Origin of the sequence: Ensifer sp. ENS06 (genome assembly GCF_014852205.1) — a bacterium.
In the GTDB taxonomy this organism is placed as follows: Bacteria; Pseudomonadota; Alphaproteobacteria; order Rhizobiales; family Rhizobiaceae; genus Ensifer; species Ensifer adhaerens.
In genome coordinates this window covers 68,730-84,610 of the sequence record NZ_JACVBC010000003.1, presented here as the reverse complement: position 1 = coordinate 84,610, position 15,881 = coordinate 68,730, and the positions used below count along the sequence as shown (strand labels likewise).

Sequence of the window (15,881 nt, the reverse complement as noted above, 5' to 3'; positions counted from 1 at the left end):
ACGCCATGAAGCTTTCGAACGGAATGTCATTCGCCGCAATCGTTTTTGCCCTTGGCACGGCAACACCGGCGCTCGCCAACGGCTTCTACACCGGCATCGATCCGCACAATCCGCCGGGCACCCAGAACCGGGTGCTCTACGGGCAACCCTACTATGTCGAACCCGCGCCCGGCCCGGTCTATGTCGAGCCTGTAGAGCCGCAAGTCTATGTCGATCCGATGCCAACTGGCAGCATCTATGTCGATCCGTATGTCGATCCGGCGCCGGGTTATGTCTACCGCCCGCCGGCCCGCACGCTGGGTGATGCCCGCCAGCGCTACACGGGCGAGTATCAGAGCGGCGGACAGGGCGACTACTATCTGGGCGTCGCGCATCCGCCGCAGGTTCCCTGAAGAACCGGCTAAGCGAAGGGGCGCGGCAGTACCGCCGCGCTCCCTGATTCGGCCGGGTGCCTGAATTCAGATGCCTATTTCAGATGCCTGGAGTTTGAGGCGTCGCCTGTCGCTAGCGCCAACCAAGTGCCGGCGCGACATGCTTGAGGATCGCCTCGATCACATGGGCGTTGTACTCGACGCCAAGCTGGTTCGGGACCGTCAGGAGCAGCGTGTCGGCCTCGGCAATCGCCTCGTCCTTTGCCAGTTGCTCGACCAGCACGTCGGGTGCTGCGGCGTAGCTGCGCCCGAAAATCGCCCGCGTCTTGTCGTCGATGAAACCGATCTGGTCTTCCTGCTTGTTTCCGCCGCCGAAATACATGCGGTCGCGATCGTCCACCAACGCAAAGATGCTGCGGCTGACCGAGACGTGCGGCTCGCGCATGTGCCCCGCCGCCTTCCAGGCTTCCCGGTAGGCGCGGATCTGGTCGGCCTGCTGGACATGGAACGGCAGCCCGGTCTCGTCATCCTTCAGCGTCGAGCTCTGCAAGTTCATGCCGAGCTTGGCGGCCCAGACGGCCGTGGCGTTCGAGCTTGCGCCCCACCAGATGCGTTCTCTGAGGCCCGCGGAATGCGGCTCGAGGCGCAGCAGGCCGGGAGGATTGGGGAACATCGGCCGCGGATTGGGTTCGGCGAAGCCTTCGCCGCGCAGGACGTCGAGCAGCACTTCCGCGTGCCTTCTTGCCATGTCGCTCTCAGTCTCGCCCTCGGACGGCTGGTAGCCGAAGTGGCGCCAGCCATCGATCACCTGTTCCGGCGAGCCGCGGCTGATGCCGAGCTGCAGCCGTCCGCCGGCGATGAGATCGGCCGCACCCGCATCCTCGGCCATGTAGAGCGGGTTCTCGTAGCGCATGTCGATGACGGCGGTGCCGATCTCGATCCGGCTCGTCTTTGCACCGACCGCCGCCAAAAGCGGAAACGGCGAGGCGAGCTGGCGGGCGAAGTGATGAACGCGGAAATAGGCGCCGTCTACGCCGAGTTCTTCGGCCGCAACGGCGAGATCGATCGACTGCAGCAGGGCGTCGCCCGCCGATCGCGTCTGCGACTGCGGCGAGGGCGTCCAGTGTCCGAAGGAAAGAAAACCGATCTTCTTCATGGCCGTGCCGCCTCCTCGATGGAACCAGCCGCTTCCATGGCATAATTCGGTTCCCGGATACAGCCGGTGTCTGGTGACTTCGCCGTGAACGGCGGCGCGTGGGGATGCGCTCGCACCGCCGCCCTCAAGTCTTTCATCGCACCTGCAGGCGCGCTTTCATATTTGGGTGAAAGCGGCAGGTATAGTCGAAGGTTCCGGCCTTGGTGACGGTGAGTGTCGCCATCTTTTTCGGTGGTATCACCACGTCGAAATCACCCTTGGCCGTTGCCGTGTGCGCCATGACGTCCTTGTTGTCCCACTCGATCACGTCGCCGACGGCGGCGCTGATTTCGGCGGGCGAAAACACGAGCTTTTCGATCGTCACCCGGATGGTCTCCGCCCACGCCGATGGCGCAGCCAGCATCAGAGCCAGGCCGGAAATGGCGCCAAGGCTTCGCTTCCGCATCATGTCGCGGCCTACTTCATCATCCCGGCGACATGCTCGGCATGTTGCTGGTGCCCCTGGAACAGCTTGAGCCCGGTCTCCAGCAGGTCCTTGAGCTCGGCATTCTTCGCGGAGGGAATAAGCAGGGTTTCAAGCGCGCCATTGACCTGCTTGTGGTAGGCCACCTCGTTGGCGACATAGGCCTTGTCGAAGTCGGCGCCGCTCAGCTTCGCCAGCTTTTCACGCTCTTGCGTAGCCGCTTTCGTCAGCGCGCGGCTGGTGTCGTTGTCTTCGGGCGTCACCTTGAGCTTCTTGACGAGATCGAGGGCCTGCTTGTTCACGGCCTCGTGGTGGCGCAGCATGTCGTTGGCAAAGCCGATGACCTCCTTGTCCTTCGAGATTTTCAGGGCCTGCTTGGCGGCCTCGATATCGATGACGCCGGCGGTATAGGCGATATGGGCGATTTGCGGATCTGTGACCTTCGTGTCGGCTGCATGGGTAGCGCCACCGATGAGACAGGCGACGGCGAGGGCTGAAGTGAAACGGGCATACATCGGGAACTCCTTTTCCGGCCGCAAGTGGCACCGGTCTTGATGGATGACACCCGTTGGATGCGCGCCGCAGTCAAAGGTTCCCGAAAATGTCAGCCTGATAGCCCGAGCCGGTGCATGACCGCCTCCGTCAATCGCGCGCAGCGACGTCCAGCGAAGGGAAAGGCATTCAGGAGCACCGGCCCGACCTGGCGATCGATCTGCTGACGGACGAGCTGACGAGCCCGGTAGAGGCGGCTCCTGACCGTCTTTGGGTTGATGCTGAGGAGGGCGGCGGTTTCTTCGACGCTCATCGCTTCGATGACGCGGGCGGTAAAGACCAGACGGAAGGCTTCCGGCAAAGCGTCGGCGGCCTCTTCCACCAGCCGCAGGATCTGACGCTGCGCGAGGCTGCGTTCCGGATCGTCGGCGTTCGCAGCATTGGGAAAGGGTACGATCTCGGCGCCGGCGTTGTCCGTCGGAAGCGGAACCTCCCGTCGCGTCGCCGACCGGCGCAGGCGTCCGAGCGCCTCGTTCAACACGACCCGATGCAGCCAGGTGGCGAGGCTGGCATCGCCACGAAACGTTTCGAGGTGTTCGAACGCGCGCAGATAGGCTTCCTGCACCACATCCTCGGCGATGCTGTCGTTGCGCACGACGGCGCGCGCGATGCGAAAAAGCCGCTGGTTATGCCTTGTCATGATGATCCGGAAGGCTTCCGGATCCCTCGCAAGCGCACGCTCGACGAGAGTCTCGTCCGTCAAATGGTCCGCTTCCGCCGTGGCGGGTTTTGTCTGCACGGCATCCTTCATCATCCACCTCCAAACCACCGTTTGATGCGGATCGGGCAAAAACGTTCCCGAGAAAACATACGCCGCGTTAGCGGCAACCGAAATAGGGGCAGGGGCGTGCTTCCAGTCGCGAGGGTGTCTCTACGAAGCGGCATTTCGCGTGTTTTCGCCAGCGGAAGTTGGGTCTTGGGGCGCTGTTCGCGCAGCGGTATTGGCAAGCCCTCTTTTTTTCTCTGGCCAGGGAACTGGGGTTCCCTCTGGCGAGTTTGAGGATCGGCGACCCCGGTGTGCAGGGGCGCGTATCGCGGTCGCATCTTCGCACTAGGAGAGACGACGATGAAGCATCAAACAATAGAACAGTTGCAGGCGCTCGCCGAAATTCGTCCCGATCCCGTCATGACGAGAACGGAACGGCTTCAGCGTTGGGCCGAACTCTTGGAAAGCAATCCCGATCGCCGGCTTGGCACGCTTTCCGGTACTGAACGTGCGACTGCTGCCGTGCGTCAGGCCATGCAGGTCAACGGTTCGCCCATGACCGTCGCCTTCGAGGATACGCAATTGCGCCTCGCGGGGCTCGCAGACGACAGCTACGGCGAAGCAAAACGCTTTTTCGAAATATCGGATCATCAGCTGCACGACATCGTCTGCGACTGCAATTTCGGTAGTTCGGTGCGGGCTGCCTATGCCGCCCGTCGGGTTCGCGCGGCCATTGGTCTCTGGCCGCGTCTGAAGGCGCTCTTTAGCTGAGGGCTGAGCCCATCGGCCAGCCTCGGGGGAAGCCAGGGCGCCAGCCGGAAGCTTCCCTAACCTCCTGTTTCTCGTAAGCGGCGCGGCCTCGCTTTCGCGCCCGGTAAGGATATTGCGCCCGACTGGGTGGCAAACCTGGTTTTGGTCAGCCCGAGCCGATGCGCACCGCGTTGCAACGGACACAGTGTGGTCGTCGCGCGGCATGGCGCAAACCTAGCCCGAGGGAGTATATCGCGATCCTCCCCTCTTGCAGCATCATCCCCTCAACGCCGGTGCCGCGCGGCTCGCCGGGGGTGGAGGGATGTAGCCGCGGGAGGAGGATTTCATGACATTGGCAGCAGTAACCCGGGCTCTGGGTGCAACGTCCGCGCTGGCGATCCTGGTCGGCACGGCGCAGCCGGTTTGGGCCGCACCCGATCTGATCGTGCTCAACGGCGACGTGCGCACGGTGGACCAGGGCAAGCCGAAGGCACAGGCCTTCGCAATCGAGAACGGCAAGTTCACCGCAGTCGGCAGCAACGACGAGATCAAGGCACTGGCGGATGCCGAGACCAAGGTGATCGACGCCGGCGGCAAGACCGTGACCCCTGGCTTCATCGACGGGCATACGCACCTCACATCTGGCATGGACATGGTGACCGGCGTCGACCTCTCCTACATCCCGGACAAGAAGACCTGGCTCGAAAAGATCAAGGAAGCCGATCAGCGCCTGCCGAAGGGCGTCTGGCTGATGGGCGGCGGCTGGGACTACACGCTCGGCGAGGGCAAGCTGCCGACAAAGGAAGACCTCGACGCCGTGGTGCCGGATCGCGTGGTGGTCCTGCGAGATATCGATTTCCATTCCGTCTGGGTCAATTCCAAGGCGCTCGAAGTGGGCGGCGTTACCGCGAAGTCGGAAGTCGAAGAGGGCGGGCAGGTGCTCTTGAACGACAAGGGCGAGCCGAGCGGCATCCTGCTCGAAAAGGCCGGCGACCTCGTCGAGAAGCATCGTCCGGTGGCGACCGACAGCGAGCGGCGGGCAGCGCTGCTTGAGACAATGAAGTTTGCCAACAGCCTGGGGATCACCGGCGTCAACGACATGTCGGATCTCGCCGCCGTGCACGACTATGCCGCGATCCTCTCGGAAAAGAAGATGCCGCTTCGCGTCTGGTACGGCTTCTTCGAAGGAGATCCGAAGAAGATTGCCGCAGCGGTCAAGGATCGCGACGAGGTCGACAAAGCGGCCGCCGATTCCGGCGAGCAGGAGGTAAAGGGGCCGATGCTCAAGCTCGGCTACACCAAGTCGGTGATCGACGGGGTGCTCTCGACCCGCACCGCCTATATGCATGAGGACTATTCCGACCAGCACGGCTGGAAGGGCAAGCCCTTCGAGACCAAGGAGCAGCTGGCGGCGGCAATCAAGGCCTCCAACGAAAACGGCTTCCCGACGGCGGTGCATGCGATCGGCGATGGCGGCGTCAGCCTCGTTCTCGACGCTTTCGCCGAAGCGTCCGTGCCGCGGCCGCAGCCGAACCGTATCGAGCATATCGAGGTGGTCGAGACCAAGGACATCCAGCGCTTCAAGGATCTCGGTGTCGTCGCCTCGATGCAGCCGAACCATGCGACCGGCACGATCGGTAAGTACATCACCGAACGCATCGGTACCGATCGCGAGCCGCGGGCCTATGTCTGGCATTCGATGCTCGACGCCGGCGTACCGCTGGTGTTCGGTTCGGACTGGCCGACATCGCCGCTGAGCCCGCTGACTCAGATCAACGATGCCGTCTTCCGCGAGAGCCCCTTTGGCTTGGGTGATGGTCCCTGGCACCCCGAGCAAGCGGTCACCTTCGACCAGGCCCTGCATGGTCTCACCCAGGGGGGTGCCGACATGACACCTTGGGGCGGTGAGATCGGCTCGATCAGCGTCGGAAAGTGGGCGGATTTCGTCGTGATCGACGGCACTCTGTCCGATCCACTCGACCGTTCGATCCGCGAGCGCAAGGTGGAGGCGACCTATCTCGCCGGAAACGAGGTCTATCGCCGGCCCTGATCGGGGGCGGCAGCGTCCGTCTCCTACCGGTCGCCGTGCGAGGACACGTCGATCGGCAGCCTTCCCACCGATCCAGATCACGCTCGGCCGGCGCTACCAGCGCCGGCCGATTTGCCGTTCAGGGCCATGGTGCACTAGCTTGGTGCCTGAAAATTCATAATAATTGCTCTTCACTTTGGAGCTTATCAAGCTAAGGACGCGATGGAATGGCGTTGGACTCGTTGGATGTGCGGCTGCTGCGGATCTTCGTGACGATCGTGGAGGCGGGTGGTTTTGCGGCTGCACAGGGCGAGCTCAACCTGTCGCTCTCGACGATCTCCAACCATATCTCGGCGCTGGAAAGTCGCCTGGGTCTAATCCTTTGCCAGCGGGGCCGGTCCGGTTTCCGTCTTACCGAGGAGGGGCGTGCAGTCTACGAGGAGGCCAAGCGCCTGTTCGGCACGATCGACCAGTTCGATATCCGCATGAAGGGGCTGCAACACCGGCTGAACGGCACGCTTTCCGTTGGTCTGATCGACAACACCCTGTCCGACCCGGCCTCCCGTCTGACCCGCGTCTTTGCGCGGATGACGGATGAAGCGCCCGAGGTGGCGCTTTCGATCGTCACCCGACCGCCGCATGAACTGTTGCGCGACGTGATAACGGGCGAGCTCCACATCGCGATCGCGAGCTTCCCGCGCACGACGCTGGGGCTCGAATATGTCGATCTTTACGAGGAGACGCAGCGCTTCTATTGCGGGGCCGAGCACCCGCTGTTTTCCCGCGATGACAGCACGATCGAAATCGACGACATCCGGTCCTACAATCTGATCGGTCGCTCCTACTGGAATGCGCGCGACCTCAAGATCTTCTCGATCGCCAATCCGCGCGCGACGGTCAGCGACATGGAAGCGGAGGCGCGGCTGATCCTTTCCGGGCGCTATCTCGGCTATCTGCCCGATCACTTCGCCAGCCGTTATGTCAGCGAAGGGTTGCTGCGGCCGATCCGCCCGGACCTCTTCAGCTACAGGGCGCCATTCCAGGCAGCCTTCGACAAATCGCGGGCGAAATCGGGGCTGGTGCCGTTTTTCGTCAAGCTGCTGACGAGCGAGTTCGGCGTCGCGCCCTCCGGCCGAAGCGCCTCGCGGCTGCGTGCCGGACGTTAGAACGCCGGGTCGCTGCTGCGGCCCGGCGTTCTGAAGGAACAGATTACGTGGCCGGTTCTAGTCGAGCTCGAAGTTCTCTTTGTAGTCCTGCTTCAGGTGCTCCGGCTGGTTTTCCTTCTTCAGGATGCAATTGCCGACGACGAGGCGCTCGATCTCCGTTCCCATGAAGCAGCGATAGGCGTCTTCGGGATTGCAGACGATCGGCTCGCCACGCACGTTGAAGCTGGTGTTGACGAGCACCGGGCAGCCGGTGCGCGCCTTGAACCGGGTCAACAGCTCCCAGTAACGCGGGTTGGTCTCGCGGTGCACCGTCTGGATACGGGCGGAGTAATCGACATGGGTCACCGCCGGTATTTCCGAGCGCGGCACGTTGAGCAGATCGATGCCGAACAGATTTTCCTGCGGGTGATTGGCGTGCAGGCGGCGGCTTTCCAGGACGTCGCCGACAAGCAGCATGTAAGGGCTGTCGGTGTCGATATCGAACCAGTCCGACAGGTCTTCACGCCGGATCGACGGAGCGAAGGGACGGAAGCTCTCGCGATACTTGACCTTGAGATTGAGCATCTTCTGCATCGTCGGCGAACGGGCGTCGCCGAGGATCGACCGTCCGCCGAGAGCCCGCGGTCCGAATTCCATCCGCCCCTGCATCCAGCCGACCGCTTTTTCCTCGGTCAGCGCCGAGACGGTGGAGGAGGTGATCTCTTCGTCCGAGAGGACCTCGAAGTTCGCCCCGGCGTTGGCAAGCCGCTGCTCGACTTCACCTTGCGCGAAGGCCGGTCCCAGATAGCCGCCCGACATGGAATCGCTGTCCTTCACGACACGCGCGCTTCCAAGATATTCGTGCCAGACCGAGAGGGCCGCCCCGAGGGCGCCGCCCGCATCGCCTGCGGCGGGCTGGATCCAGATATCGTCGAAGATCCCGGCCTTCAGCAACTTGCCGTTCGCCACGCAGTTGAGCGCGACGCCACCGGCAAGGCAGAGGTTCTTTTCGCCTGTCTGGCGCCGGGCATAGCGGGCGAGCCGCATGACCGCCTCTTCGGTCACGACCTGCACGGAGGCCGCAAGGTCCATCTCGCGTTGGGTCAGCGGCGATTCCGGCTTGCGGGGTTCGCCTCCGAAGAGGTCGTGAAAGGCCGGCGAGGTCATCTTCAGGCCCGTGCAATAACCGAAATAGTGCTGGTCCAGACGGAAGGAGCCGTCGTCCTTGAGATCGATCAGGTTGTCGAGGATCGTCTGCGCAAAACGCGGCCGCCCGTAGGGCGCAAGCCCCATCACCTTGTACTCGCCCGAATTGACCTTGAAGCCCGTGTAATAGGTAAAGGCCGAATAAAGCAGGCCAAGGGAGTGCGGGAAATGCAGCTCCTTCAGGAAGTCGAGGCGATTGTCATGGCCATGGGCAAGCGATGTGGTGCACCACTCGCCGACGCCGTCCATGGTGAGGACTGCGGCTGAGGCGAAGGGCGAGGGAAAGAAGGCGCTCGCTGCATGGGACTGGTGGTGCTCGGTGAAAAGCAGCGAGCCATCCCATTCCTTCTTGCCGACAAGCTTGCCGAGATCCTTGCGCAGCATCTTCTTCTGGAAGAGCTTTTCCTTGATCCAGACCGGCATCGCCACGCGAAACGAACTGAAGCCGTGCGGCACTGTCGCAAGATAGGTCTCGACAAGCCGCTCGAACTTCAGGAACGGCTTTTCGTAGAAGACGACATGGTCGATGTCGTTCATGGTGCAGCCTGCTTCCGACAAGCAGTACTCTATTGCCCGCGCCGGAAAATCGGGGTCGTGTTTCCGGCGCGTAAAGCGCTCTTCCTGTGCAGCGGCTACGATGCGCCCGTCTTCGACGAGCGCGGCCGCGCTATCGTGGTAAAAGGCCGAGATACCGAGGATACGCACGATGGTGCCGCCTAGAACAGCGTATAGATGAAGGGGGCGACGGCCGTTCCCTGCGTCAGTACCACCAGGGTTCCGAAGATGGTCGTCATGACCAGGATCGGCAGCAACCAGTATTTCTTCCGGTTGCCCATGTAAGACAGGAGTTCCCTAGCAAGGTCCATTTTCGTGTCCTCTGTCCGATACAATAAGGGATAGGTTCTTCAAATTTCAGAACTGGTTTTTCATCGTTGCCTGGGCTGCTTCGCCCTGTGGCTTGTCGATCCAGTAGGTCTTGGCGTTCTTGTCGAACTGTTCGGTCAGCGCGTCATTGCCGCGAAGCCTGAGATAAATGCCGATCGGCACGAAGGTCGTGACGTAGATCAGGAACATCACGACCGGATTGACGATCTTGAACAGCACAAGGCCGAGCCGCATCCAGAGATGGTTGGCGCGTGTCAGGGTCGAAGGCGCGATCAGGGCCAGCACGACCAGAACCACGCCGATCAGGGCGAGCACAGCCGTTACGGTCGTAATCTCGGAAGCCCGCCACCATTTCACGAGCGCGATCAGGGTAAGGATGCCACCGACGGTGTAGCCGAAACTTCTGTTCGACGGTCCTTCCGGGGGCTTCTCGTTCAGTGGTCCGTGAGAAATGCTCATTGCTATCCACCTCAAAGCGGTTAGCTAAAAAACGCACAATTTTCATTGTGCCGACGAATGAAAAACTCTTTAGTCATTTATATTGGGAGAATATGAGCGGCAAATACTGGGGTAGGTCAATATGCCAATGGATATAGAGGGTCATATCCGGCTTACGATTCTTGGCGCGATCTTCTGATACTCGGGTTGATGTCCGCCGGTCGGCCCTGTTCCAGGGCTTGCCTGCAGCAGTGCAAGGTTCGTGTGGTCCGGGCGCGCGCGCGTAACCTTGGCTATACTGGTGGCGAATGCATTTGAGCGCTGGAAGAGACGAGCGTATGCTGACGACACTTGAATATGCTGATTGCAGCGGCTGCCAGGGCCGTGCCGTCCTCGTCGTCGAAGATGCGGTCGGCGACGGTCGGTGGCCGCGATTTGATTTATTCTCGCTCGTCACGCGCAGGGTTGTTTTCAAAGGGGCGGCGCAGAGCGGAGACTTGGCATGAAGCTAGAGCCGTCAAACCGTTTCAGCGCCCGCCGCGTGAGCCCGACGGCGGCCGCTCCACCACACGGTGCCGGCGCGCCGATGGATCTGGACCAGGCGTCCGGCCGCAAGGTCTGGACGAACACCTTCCGAGCTCGTTCCGACAAGGTGATCGCCGTCGGGCGCATTCTGCTGGCGCTCGGCAGCGTCTGGATCGCCTGGCTCGATTCCGTTCACGTGCCGCTGCCGCCAGAGCCCATCTACTTCCTGCTGATCGGCTATCTCTTCTATGCCATCGCGGCCGCCTTCCTCGTCTGGCGCACGGAGATTTCGCGCGTGCGCGGCACGCTGGTGCGTCACATCATCGATGTCGCGGCGTTTGCGATCTTCATGTCGATGACCGACGGCCCGGCAAGCCCGTTCTTCATGCTGATGCCGTTCACTTTGCTGTCCGCGACGCTGCACTGGCGCTGGCGCGGGGCGCTCTACACCGGTCTCGTCTGCCTGGCGGCCCTGCTCTACCTCGGTTACTTCGATGCCGGCGATATGCTCGATCCGGATGCCGATACGACGACGAACGCCTCGCGGATCCTCTTCATCTTCGTTGCGGCTGCGCTGCTCGTCTGGCTGGGCGCACACCAGGAGGCGGTCCGGGCCGAGCTTCTTCGGCTGGTGCAGCGAACACCGAGCCAGCCGCGGGGACGCGAGTGGCCGGCGCGCGCGGCCCTCGATTATGCCGCCCATGTCATGCTGGTTCCGCGGGCCCTCTTGTTGTGGACCGATGCGGAGGAGCCCTGGACCTATGCGGCCCTGTGGAACGAAGGCGAACTCGAGGTCATGCAGATGCCGCCTGATGCCTTCGGTACCTGGACGGACGAAAAATTGCTGCGCAGCAGCCTGCTTGTCACCGAGGCCGCGCGTGGTCGCGTTCTCGTGCATATCGGCGAGGGGCGGTTTCATCAATGGTCGGATCCCGATCCCCCGATCTCGCCAGCGCTTGTGGAAGCTTTCAACATCAACGCCGCGGTCTCGACCTTCTTCCAGGTCGACGATCTGCAGGCGCGCCTCTTCGTTCTGGAGCCGCCTGCGCTCACGCTCGATGACGTGGCGATCGCGGAGATCATCGCCGACAGGATCAAGGCGCTGTTCGAACAGGCGATCCTGGTTAGACGCCTGAGTGACGAGGCGGCCGTCGACGAGCGCATCCGCATCGGCCGCGACCTGCACGACGGGGTGCTTCAGGCGCTTGCGGGCACAGCACTGCAGCTTCAGTCGCTGCGCAAGCTCAAGGATGCGGGGCCGGATGTGCTTGCTGAACGCCTCGAGGCCATCCAGGCGATGCTGCTCGAAGAACAGCGGGAGCTTCGCGGCTTCATCCGCGCGCTCGAGCCGGGTGGCAATCTCCAGGCTACCGGCGAAATGCAGCTCGAGCGTCAACTGGAAGCGGTGGCCGCACGGCTGCGGCAGCAATGGCAGATCGACGTCTCGATCGCCTTCGACCCGCCGTCCGGCATCGACCTGCCGCTGGCGCTGACCTACGAGCTTGCGCGCATGACGTCCGAAGCGACCGCCAACGCGGTCAGGCACGGCGGCGCGCAGAAGGTCAGGATCACGCTCAGCATCGACAACGGATCGATCGTGCTGACGATCGACGACGACGGGGTCGGCTTCGGTTATGGTGAGCGTCTTGACCATGCCGAGCTTGAACGAGAAAAAATCGGACCGCGGAGCCTGCGTGAACGGGCGGCAGCGCGTGGCGGAAAACTTGCGATCGAAAGGATAGCGGAATGGACTCGAGTGGTCGTCATGCTGCCAATGCCGCAATAGCGTTGCGCGCGGTCGTCGTCGACGATCATCTGATCGTGCTCGACGGGCTTCGCCGGCTGATCGAGACCGTGCCCGGCTGGGAGGTGGTGGCGACCTGCGAGCGTGCGACCGATGCGCTGCAGGTTCTGTCCGAGCGGGGCGCCGATATCGTCGTCGCAGATCTTCGCATGCCGCATATGGACGGGCTCGAATTCATACGCCGGGTGCGCAGCGCCCACCGACAGCAGATCGCGATCGTCATCCTGACGGCTGATATCGGTGACGATCAGGTTGCCGAAGCGATCCGGCTCGGAGTGAACGGCATCGTCCTCAAGGAACAGGCCCCGGACACCCTGCTCGACTGCATGAATGTCGTGGCCAGCGGCAAGACCTATTTCCAGGATCAGGCGCTGAAGTCCGCGATCGAGCGGATACGCGCGCAGGAGGCCGTTGAGACCCGGGGCGTCGACCTCCTGACACAGCGCGAGATCGAGGTCTCGCGGCTGGCGGCCTCGGGGATCCGCAGCAAGGAGATCGGTGCCCGGCTCGGCATATCGCCGGGCACGGTCAAGCTGCATCTCCACAGCATCTACAGCAAGCTCGGAATCTCGACGCGCGTCGAGCTGGCCAATCTGGCGAACCGGCTCCCGAAGAGCCCACTATGACGGCGTCGCCCGCGCTTGCAGGCCCCCTGCTTCTGGCCTGAGCCTCCCCTTTCGAAAACATCCAGCCAGCGACGAGACGCCGCTACCGGCGCTTTCTGCCGCAAGCGAACTGTAAGAAACAGGGCCGGAGTATATCCATCTGGATATATTCAGAACGAAAATCCTAGGATAGAGTTCGGAATTGTAAGGCGTCTCCGGCAGAGAAGTGAAACCTCCGAAGCTCATGTCGCTATATAACGAATAAGTTCATGTTTTCGTATTCTGAAGATATTGACGGTGTTCTTCTCTGTTCCGGAGAGCCACTATGCATGTTCAAAGTGTTATTGAAATAGCTGAAACAGACGGTCGGCTTCCGGTCGAGATAATCATAAAGGGTTATCGTTTGAGCCAGAAGCGGCTTACCGTCTTCGTTTTAAACGAGGTGACGCCGGCCGCGGTCAACCGGATCCTGGATCCCGTGGTGCCGACGTTGCCTCTTTTCATTCCTGGCGTGCTTTACGTCAAGATTTCGGATGATGCCCGCGTGCGGGAAGCGGTCGAGACGGCGGATGTCGTCTATGCCGCGACCAGCCTGTTTCGCGATCAGTTGACCGGCTACGGGACTTTGCCCGGGCTGCTTCGACCGATCGAGCTCCTGCGGCCGGATTCCTCCAAGCGCATCCGGCTCGCAGATACTGGCGAACACGCAGGCTCCGACGAACCGAAGCGTCCCTCCGTCGCAAAGACATCGAGGCGCACGACCACCTATCTCGCCAGCCTGGCACGGTCCTATTGGCGCGAGGCCGGAAGCGCGTGAACCGGGCGATGCGGCAATCATCCGAAATGCTTCAACACAGATCGCACAATCAAGGTGTCAGCTGACATGCCCCGAAAAGCCGAACGTCAGGATGCGCTCAACAACAACAATCCGACGGCGACGCCTGCGGATTTCATCGATCAGAACAAGCCTCAATCGAGCGGAATCCTGCAACGCATGCGCCGTTCGCGCAATTTCGGCGGTGTCATGGATGGGCTGATCATTCTCGTTTCGGGACTTGTCGCCATTCTGCTGTGCGAACTGCTGCTGCGTCTGGTGCCGAGCCTGCAGCTTCCGGTCGGCGAGGGCGAATATGTCTATTGCGGCGTGCCGCGGGGGCGGCATCAGTCGCACGCGCTCTACGGCTATACGGAAATACCGGGCAACAGCTACTTCGAGCGCTTCAGCCCGCTCGATCCTTGGAACCGCGTCCAGATCAACCGCGACGGTTTCCGCGACAATGCGACGGGCACGGGTTCGCCGGTGTTCGTCCTCGGCGATTCCATGGTGCGCGGCTCGCTCGTCAAGGAAAGCGAAACCTTCAGCTCGCTCCTGAACGCATGGCACCCGCAACTGCTGCTCAAGAACTACGGCACCGGCGGCTACGGCCAGCCGAACGAGATCCGGGTCTATGAGGACAAGGGCCACAGCATCCCTCATAACCTCGTCGTCGTCGGGCTCTCGCTGAGCACCGACCTTGAGGACAATGCCGAGCGTGCGGTTCTGACGCCCTCGTCCATCGATATCACGGTCGAGCCGGCCGGTAGCGGAACCAAGAAGCCCAGCCTCGCTTTGCAGGCACATCTGTACCTGTGGCAGAACAGCAAGCTCTACAACTGGTTCTACTCGACCCTGCTCAGACCCTATGTTGGCGACCGGGCGTCCCGGCGTGACATCGGCCATGCGATCGAGCTGACGCGGCGCCTGTTCGTCCGGCTTGCCGACGATGCCCGCGCCAACGGCGCCGAGCTGCTCGTCGTCATCCTCCCGGGCTGGGCGGAACTGGTTGGTCGCGACGACGGCCTGCAGCCGGAAAAGCAGCGCGAAATGATCAAGGCGCTCGCCGCTGCGACGCCCGGAGTGTACGTGGTCGATCCGACCGAAAAGCTCTCCGCCAACGATCCGATGAAAACCTATGGCATCGGCGACAAGCACCTTTCTCCGCTCGGACATTTTCTTGTGGCCGAGGCGATCGACCAGTGGCTGGTCAATGATTGGAGCGGCGGCAAGGGCCTGACGGTCGGCGAGCACCAGTTCGTAAAAACCGCTCCGGTGGAGCCAGATTGCCTGAAGTTTTCTCAGGTCGGACAGTAATCGGCGGACCTGAAAGGAAGATCCGATGAATTCCAATGTAACACGCGTCGTTCAAATGGAACAAAACAGCGTCCGGAAATCCTCCATTCTCAAGCGAGCCCTGCTTGCGGTTCTCGCGACGGCTTTCAGCCTCGCCCTTTGCGGCCTCATGATCGAAGGCATGGCGCGCACCGTCTTCGACAACGGCATGGATTTCGACCTCGAGATGTGGAAATACGCCCGCGACCTGAAACGGGTCAGCGCCGAGCCGGCGATCGGCCACGAGCATATTCCCAATTCGAGCGGCGTCTTCATGGGTGTGCCGGTCAGCATCAACTCGATCGGCCTGCGCAACCGCGAAATCGGCCCGGTTGCCGCCGGGACGACGCGGGTGATGATGCTCGGGGATTCGCTGACCTTCGGCTGGGGCGTCAAAGAGGAAGATACGCCCTCCAGGCTGCTGGAAACGGTCCTCAACGGCGGCAGCCAGGGGGCGCCGAAATACGAGGTGATCAACACCGGTGTCGGCAACTACAACACCCAGATGGAAGTCGCCTATTTCATGACCAAGGGCGTCGAGCTCAAGCCGGACGTGGTCGTCCTCAACTATTTCATCAACGATGCCGAGCCGACGCCGCGCCGTCACGAGGTCGGCTGGGGCGAGTATTCGCAGGCCTATGTCGTACTCGCCTCGGCGGTCGACAAAATCTCGCGCATCTTCCTCGGTCGGGCGGACTGGAAGGCCTATTACCGGGGCCTCTATGAAGACGACCAGCCCGGCTGGACGGAAGGGCAGGATGCCATGCGGCGGCTGATCAGCTTCTGCCGCGAACGTGGCATCAAGCTCGTGCTCGTCAACTATCCCGAACTGCATGAAGTCAAGCAGTATCCGTTCCCGGAAGTCACCGGCGCGGTCGAGAAGATCGCCGAAAGCGAGGGGGTTCCCTTCCTCGATCTTCGCCCCTCGGTCGAGGATCTCGTTCCCGAAACGCTGTGGGTATCGCCATCGGATGCGCACCCGAACCGGATCGCCAACGAGCGCTTCGCCGCCGCGATCGCCGGAACGCTGGAACGCTCCTATCCGGACCTCTTCGCCGGAGCCGGATCGGTCGCCAAGGTCCAGCCGTGAGGCTAGC

The 15,881-nt window shown here is 62.2% G+C and carries 17 protein-coding genes; 10 read left to right on the top strand and 7 right to left on the bottom strand.

Features of this window, described 5'->3' with window-relative positions; all coding sequences use genetic code 11:
* Nucleotides 1-5 precede the first annotated feature (5 nt).
* A complete protein-coding gene (locus tag IB279_RS13985) occupies nt 6-392 on the top strand; it encodes a hypothetical protein (protein ID WP_034789721.1) in 387 nt (128 codons plus the stop codon).
* 112 nt (nt 393-504) lie between these two features.
* Here IB279_RS13985 and IB279_RS13980 read toward each other — a convergent pair whose 3' ends face one another.
* From IB279_RS13980 to IB279_RS13965, 4 genes are all read right to left on the bottom strand, one after another.
* Nucleotides 505-1,527, bottom strand: a complete 1,023-nt coding sequence (locus IB279_RS13980; protein ID WP_192339304.1) for an LLM class flavin-dependent oxidoreductase — start codon at nt 1,525-1,527, stop codon at nt 505-507.
* A 133-nt stretch (nt 1,528-1,660) separates the two neighbouring features.
* A complete protein-coding gene (locus tag IB279_RS13975; RefSeq protein WP_034789875.1) occupies nt 1,661-1,972 on the bottom strand; it encodes a cupredoxin family copper-binding protein in 312 nt (103 codons plus the stop codon).
* Nucleotides 1,973-1,983: 11 nt separating this feature from the next.
* On the bottom strand, nt 1,984-2,505 hold the full coding sequence (locus IB279_RS13970) for a DUF4142 domain-containing protein (protein WP_192339303.1): 522 nt from the start codon (nt 2,503-2,505) through the stop codon (nt 1,984-1,986).
* Between the two features lie 89 nt (nt 2,506-2,594).
* Complete coding sequence (locus IB279_RS13965) at nt 2,595-3,296, bottom strand: RNA polymerase sigma factor (RefSeq protein WP_082584561.1); 702 nt, start codon at nt 3,294-3,296, stop codon at nt 2,595-2,597.
* Nucleotides 3,297-3,608: 312 nt separating this feature from the next.
* Here IB279_RS13965 and IB279_RS13960 point away from each other — a divergent pair, with 312 nt between their 5' ends.
* From IB279_RS13960 to IB279_RS13950, 3 genes are all read left to right on the top strand, one after another.
* Entirely contained in the window at nt 3,609-4,019 is a 411-nt protein-coding gene (locus IB279_RS13960; RefSeq protein WP_034789708.1) for a hypothetical protein, read from the top strand.
* Nucleotides 4,020-4,344: 325 nt separating this feature from the next.
* On the top strand, nt 4,345-6,048 hold the full coding sequence (locus IB279_RS13955) for an amidohydrolase (RefSeq protein ID WP_192339302.1): 1,704 nt from the start codon (nt 4,345-4,347) through the stop codon (nt 6,046-6,048).
* A 206-nt stretch (nt 6,049-6,254) separates the two neighbouring features.
* Complete coding sequence (locus tag IB279_RS13950; RefSeq protein WP_060519278.1) at nt 6,255-7,193, top strand: LysR family transcriptional regulator; 939 nt, start codon at nt 6,255-6,257, stop codon at nt 7,191-7,193.
* A 57-nt stretch (nt 7,194-7,250) separates the two neighbouring features.
* Here IB279_RS13950 and IB279_RS13945 read toward each other — a convergent pair whose 3' ends face one another.
* From IB279_RS13945 to IB279_RS13935, 3 genes are read right to left on the bottom strand one after another with little or no spacing between them, the layout of a single operon-like run.
* Nucleotides 7,251-9,083, bottom strand: coding sequence for a carbamoyltransferase (locus IB279_RS13945; RefSeq protein ID WP_034789695.1), 1,833 nt, complete (start codon nt 9,081-9,083; stop codon nt 7,251-7,253).
* An 11-nt stretch (nt 9,084-9,094) separates the two neighbouring features.
* Complete coding sequence (locus IB279_RS13940) at nt 9,095-9,244, bottom strand: DUF5989 family protein (protein ID WP_089043047.1); 150 nt, start codon at nt 9,242-9,244, stop codon at nt 9,095-9,097.
* A 46-nt stretch (nt 9,245-9,290) separates the two neighbouring features.
* A complete protein-coding gene (locus tag IB279_RS13935) occupies nt 9,291-9,722 on the bottom strand; it encodes an SxtJ family membrane protein (protein WP_034789693.1) in 432 nt (143 codons plus the stop codon).
* Nucleotides 9,723-10,039: 317 nt separating this feature from the next.
* Between IB279_RS13935 and IB279_RS13930 the strand changes: the two genes are divergently transcribed.
* The 6 genes from IB279_RS13930 (at nt 10,040) to IB279_RS13905 (ending at nt 15,874) form a co-directional block, all read left to right on the top strand.
* Nucleotides 10,040-10,207 (top strand): hypothetical protein, encoded by a 168-nt coding sequence (locus tag IB279_RS13930; protein ID WP_156400694.1) that lies wholly within the window; start codon nt 10,040-10,042, stop codon nt 10,205-10,207.
* Nucleotides 10,204-12,012 (top strand): sensor histidine kinase, encoded by a 1,809-nt coding sequence (locus IB279_RS13925; protein ID WP_082566252.1) that lies wholly within the window; start codon nt 10,204-10,206, stop codon nt 12,010-12,012. The genes IB279_RS13930 and IB279_RS13925 overlap by 4 nt, the downstream gene beginning before the upstream one ends.
* The gene (locus tag IB279_RS13920) at nt 11,973-12,656 is read left to right on the top strand and encodes a response regulator transcription factor (RefSeq protein ID WP_034789687.1); all 684 of its coding nucleotides are present in this window, start codon (nt 11,973-11,975) and stop codon (nt 12,654-12,656) included. Before IB279_RS13925 ends, IB279_RS13920 begins: the two co-directional genes overlap by 40 nt.
* Before the next feature lie 382 nt (nt 12,657-13,038).
* Nucleotides 13,039-13,452, top strand: a complete 414-nt coding sequence (locus IB279_RS13915) for a hypothetical protein (RefSeq protein WP_060519282.1) — start codon at nt 13,039-13,041, stop codon at nt 13,450-13,452.
* A gap of 66 nt (nt 13,453-13,518) precedes the next feature.
* A complete protein-coding gene (locus tag IB279_RS13910) occupies nt 13,519-14,766 on the top strand; it encodes an SGNH/GDSL hydrolase family protein (protein WP_034789684.1) in 1,248 nt (415 codons plus the stop codon).
* 25 nt (nt 14,767-14,791) lie between these two features.
* Nucleotides 14,792-15,874 carry an SGNH/GDSL hydrolase family protein gene (locus IB279_RS13905; protein ID WP_060519284.1) on the top strand — a complete coding sequence of 361 codons (1,083 nt, stop codon included), beginning with the start codon at nt 14,792-14,794 and terminating at the stop codon, nt 15,872-15,874.
* Nucleotides 15,875-15,881: the final 7 nt, after the last annotated feature.

What these genes read in the sequence shown, in the direction of transcription:
- IB279_RS13960 (WP_034789708.1), top strand. Translation starts at nt 3,609, where the DNA reads ATGAAGCATCAAACAATAGAACAGTTGCAGGCGCTCGCCGAAATTCGT.
- IB279_RS13980 (WP_192339304.1), bottom strand. Translation starts at nt 1,527, where the DNA reads ATGAAGAAGATCGGTTTTCTTTCCTTCGGACACTGGACGCCCTCGCCG.
- IB279_RS13985 (WP_034789721.1), top strand. Translation starts at nt 6, where the DNA reads ATGAAGCTTTCGAACGGAATGTCATTCGCCGCAATCGTTTTTGCCCTT.
- IB279_RS13920 (WP_034789687.1), top strand. Translation starts at nt 11,973, where the DNA reads ATGGACTCGAGTGGTCGTCATGCTGCCAATGCCGCAATAGCGTTGCGC.
- IB279_RS13930 (WP_156400694.1), top strand. Translation starts at nt 10,040, where the DNA reads ATGCTGACGACACTTGAATATGCTGATTGCAGCGGCTGCCAGGGCCGT.
- IB279_RS13935 (WP_034789693.1), bottom strand. Translation starts at nt 9,722, where the DNA reads ATGAGCATTTCTCACGGACCACTGAACGAGAAGCCCCCGGAAGGACCG.
- IB279_RS13970 (WP_192339303.1), bottom strand. Translation starts at nt 2,505, where the DNA reads ATGTATGCCCGTTTCACTTCAGCCCTCGCCGTCGCCTGTCTCATCGGT.
- IB279_RS13910 (WP_034789684.1), top strand. Translation starts at nt 13,519, where the DNA reads ATGCCCCGAAAAGCCGAACGTCAGGATGCGCTCAACAACAACAATCCG.
- IB279_RS13925 (WP_082566252.1), top strand. Translation starts at nt 10,204, where the DNA reads ATGAAGCTAGAGCCGTCAAACCGTTTCAGCGCCCGCCGCGTGAGCCCG.
- IB279_RS13940 (WP_089043047.1), bottom strand. Translation starts at nt 9,244, where the DNA reads ATGGACCTTGCTAGGGAACTCCTGTCTTACATGGGCAACCGGAAGAAA.
- IB279_RS13975 (WP_034789875.1), bottom strand. Translation starts at nt 1,972, where the DNA reads ATGCGGAAGCGAAGCCTTGGCGCCATTTCCGGCCTGGCTCTGATGCTG.
- IB279_RS13955 (WP_192339302.1), top strand. Translation starts at nt 4,345, where the DNA reads ATGACATTGGCAGCAGTAACCCGGGCTCTGGGTGCAACGTCCGCGCTG.
- IB279_RS13905 (WP_060519284.1), top strand. Translation starts at nt 14,792, where the DNA reads ATGAATTCCAATGTAACACGCGTCGTTCAAATGGAACAAAACAGCGTC.
- IB279_RS13950 (WP_060519278.1), top strand. Translation starts at nt 6,255, where the DNA reads ATGGCGTTGGACTCGTTGGATGTGCGGCTGCTGCGGATCTTCGTGACG.
- IB279_RS13965 (WP_082584561.1), bottom strand. Translation starts at nt 3,296, where the DNA reads ATGATGAAGGATGCCGTGCAGACAAAACCCGCCACGGCGGAAGCGGAC.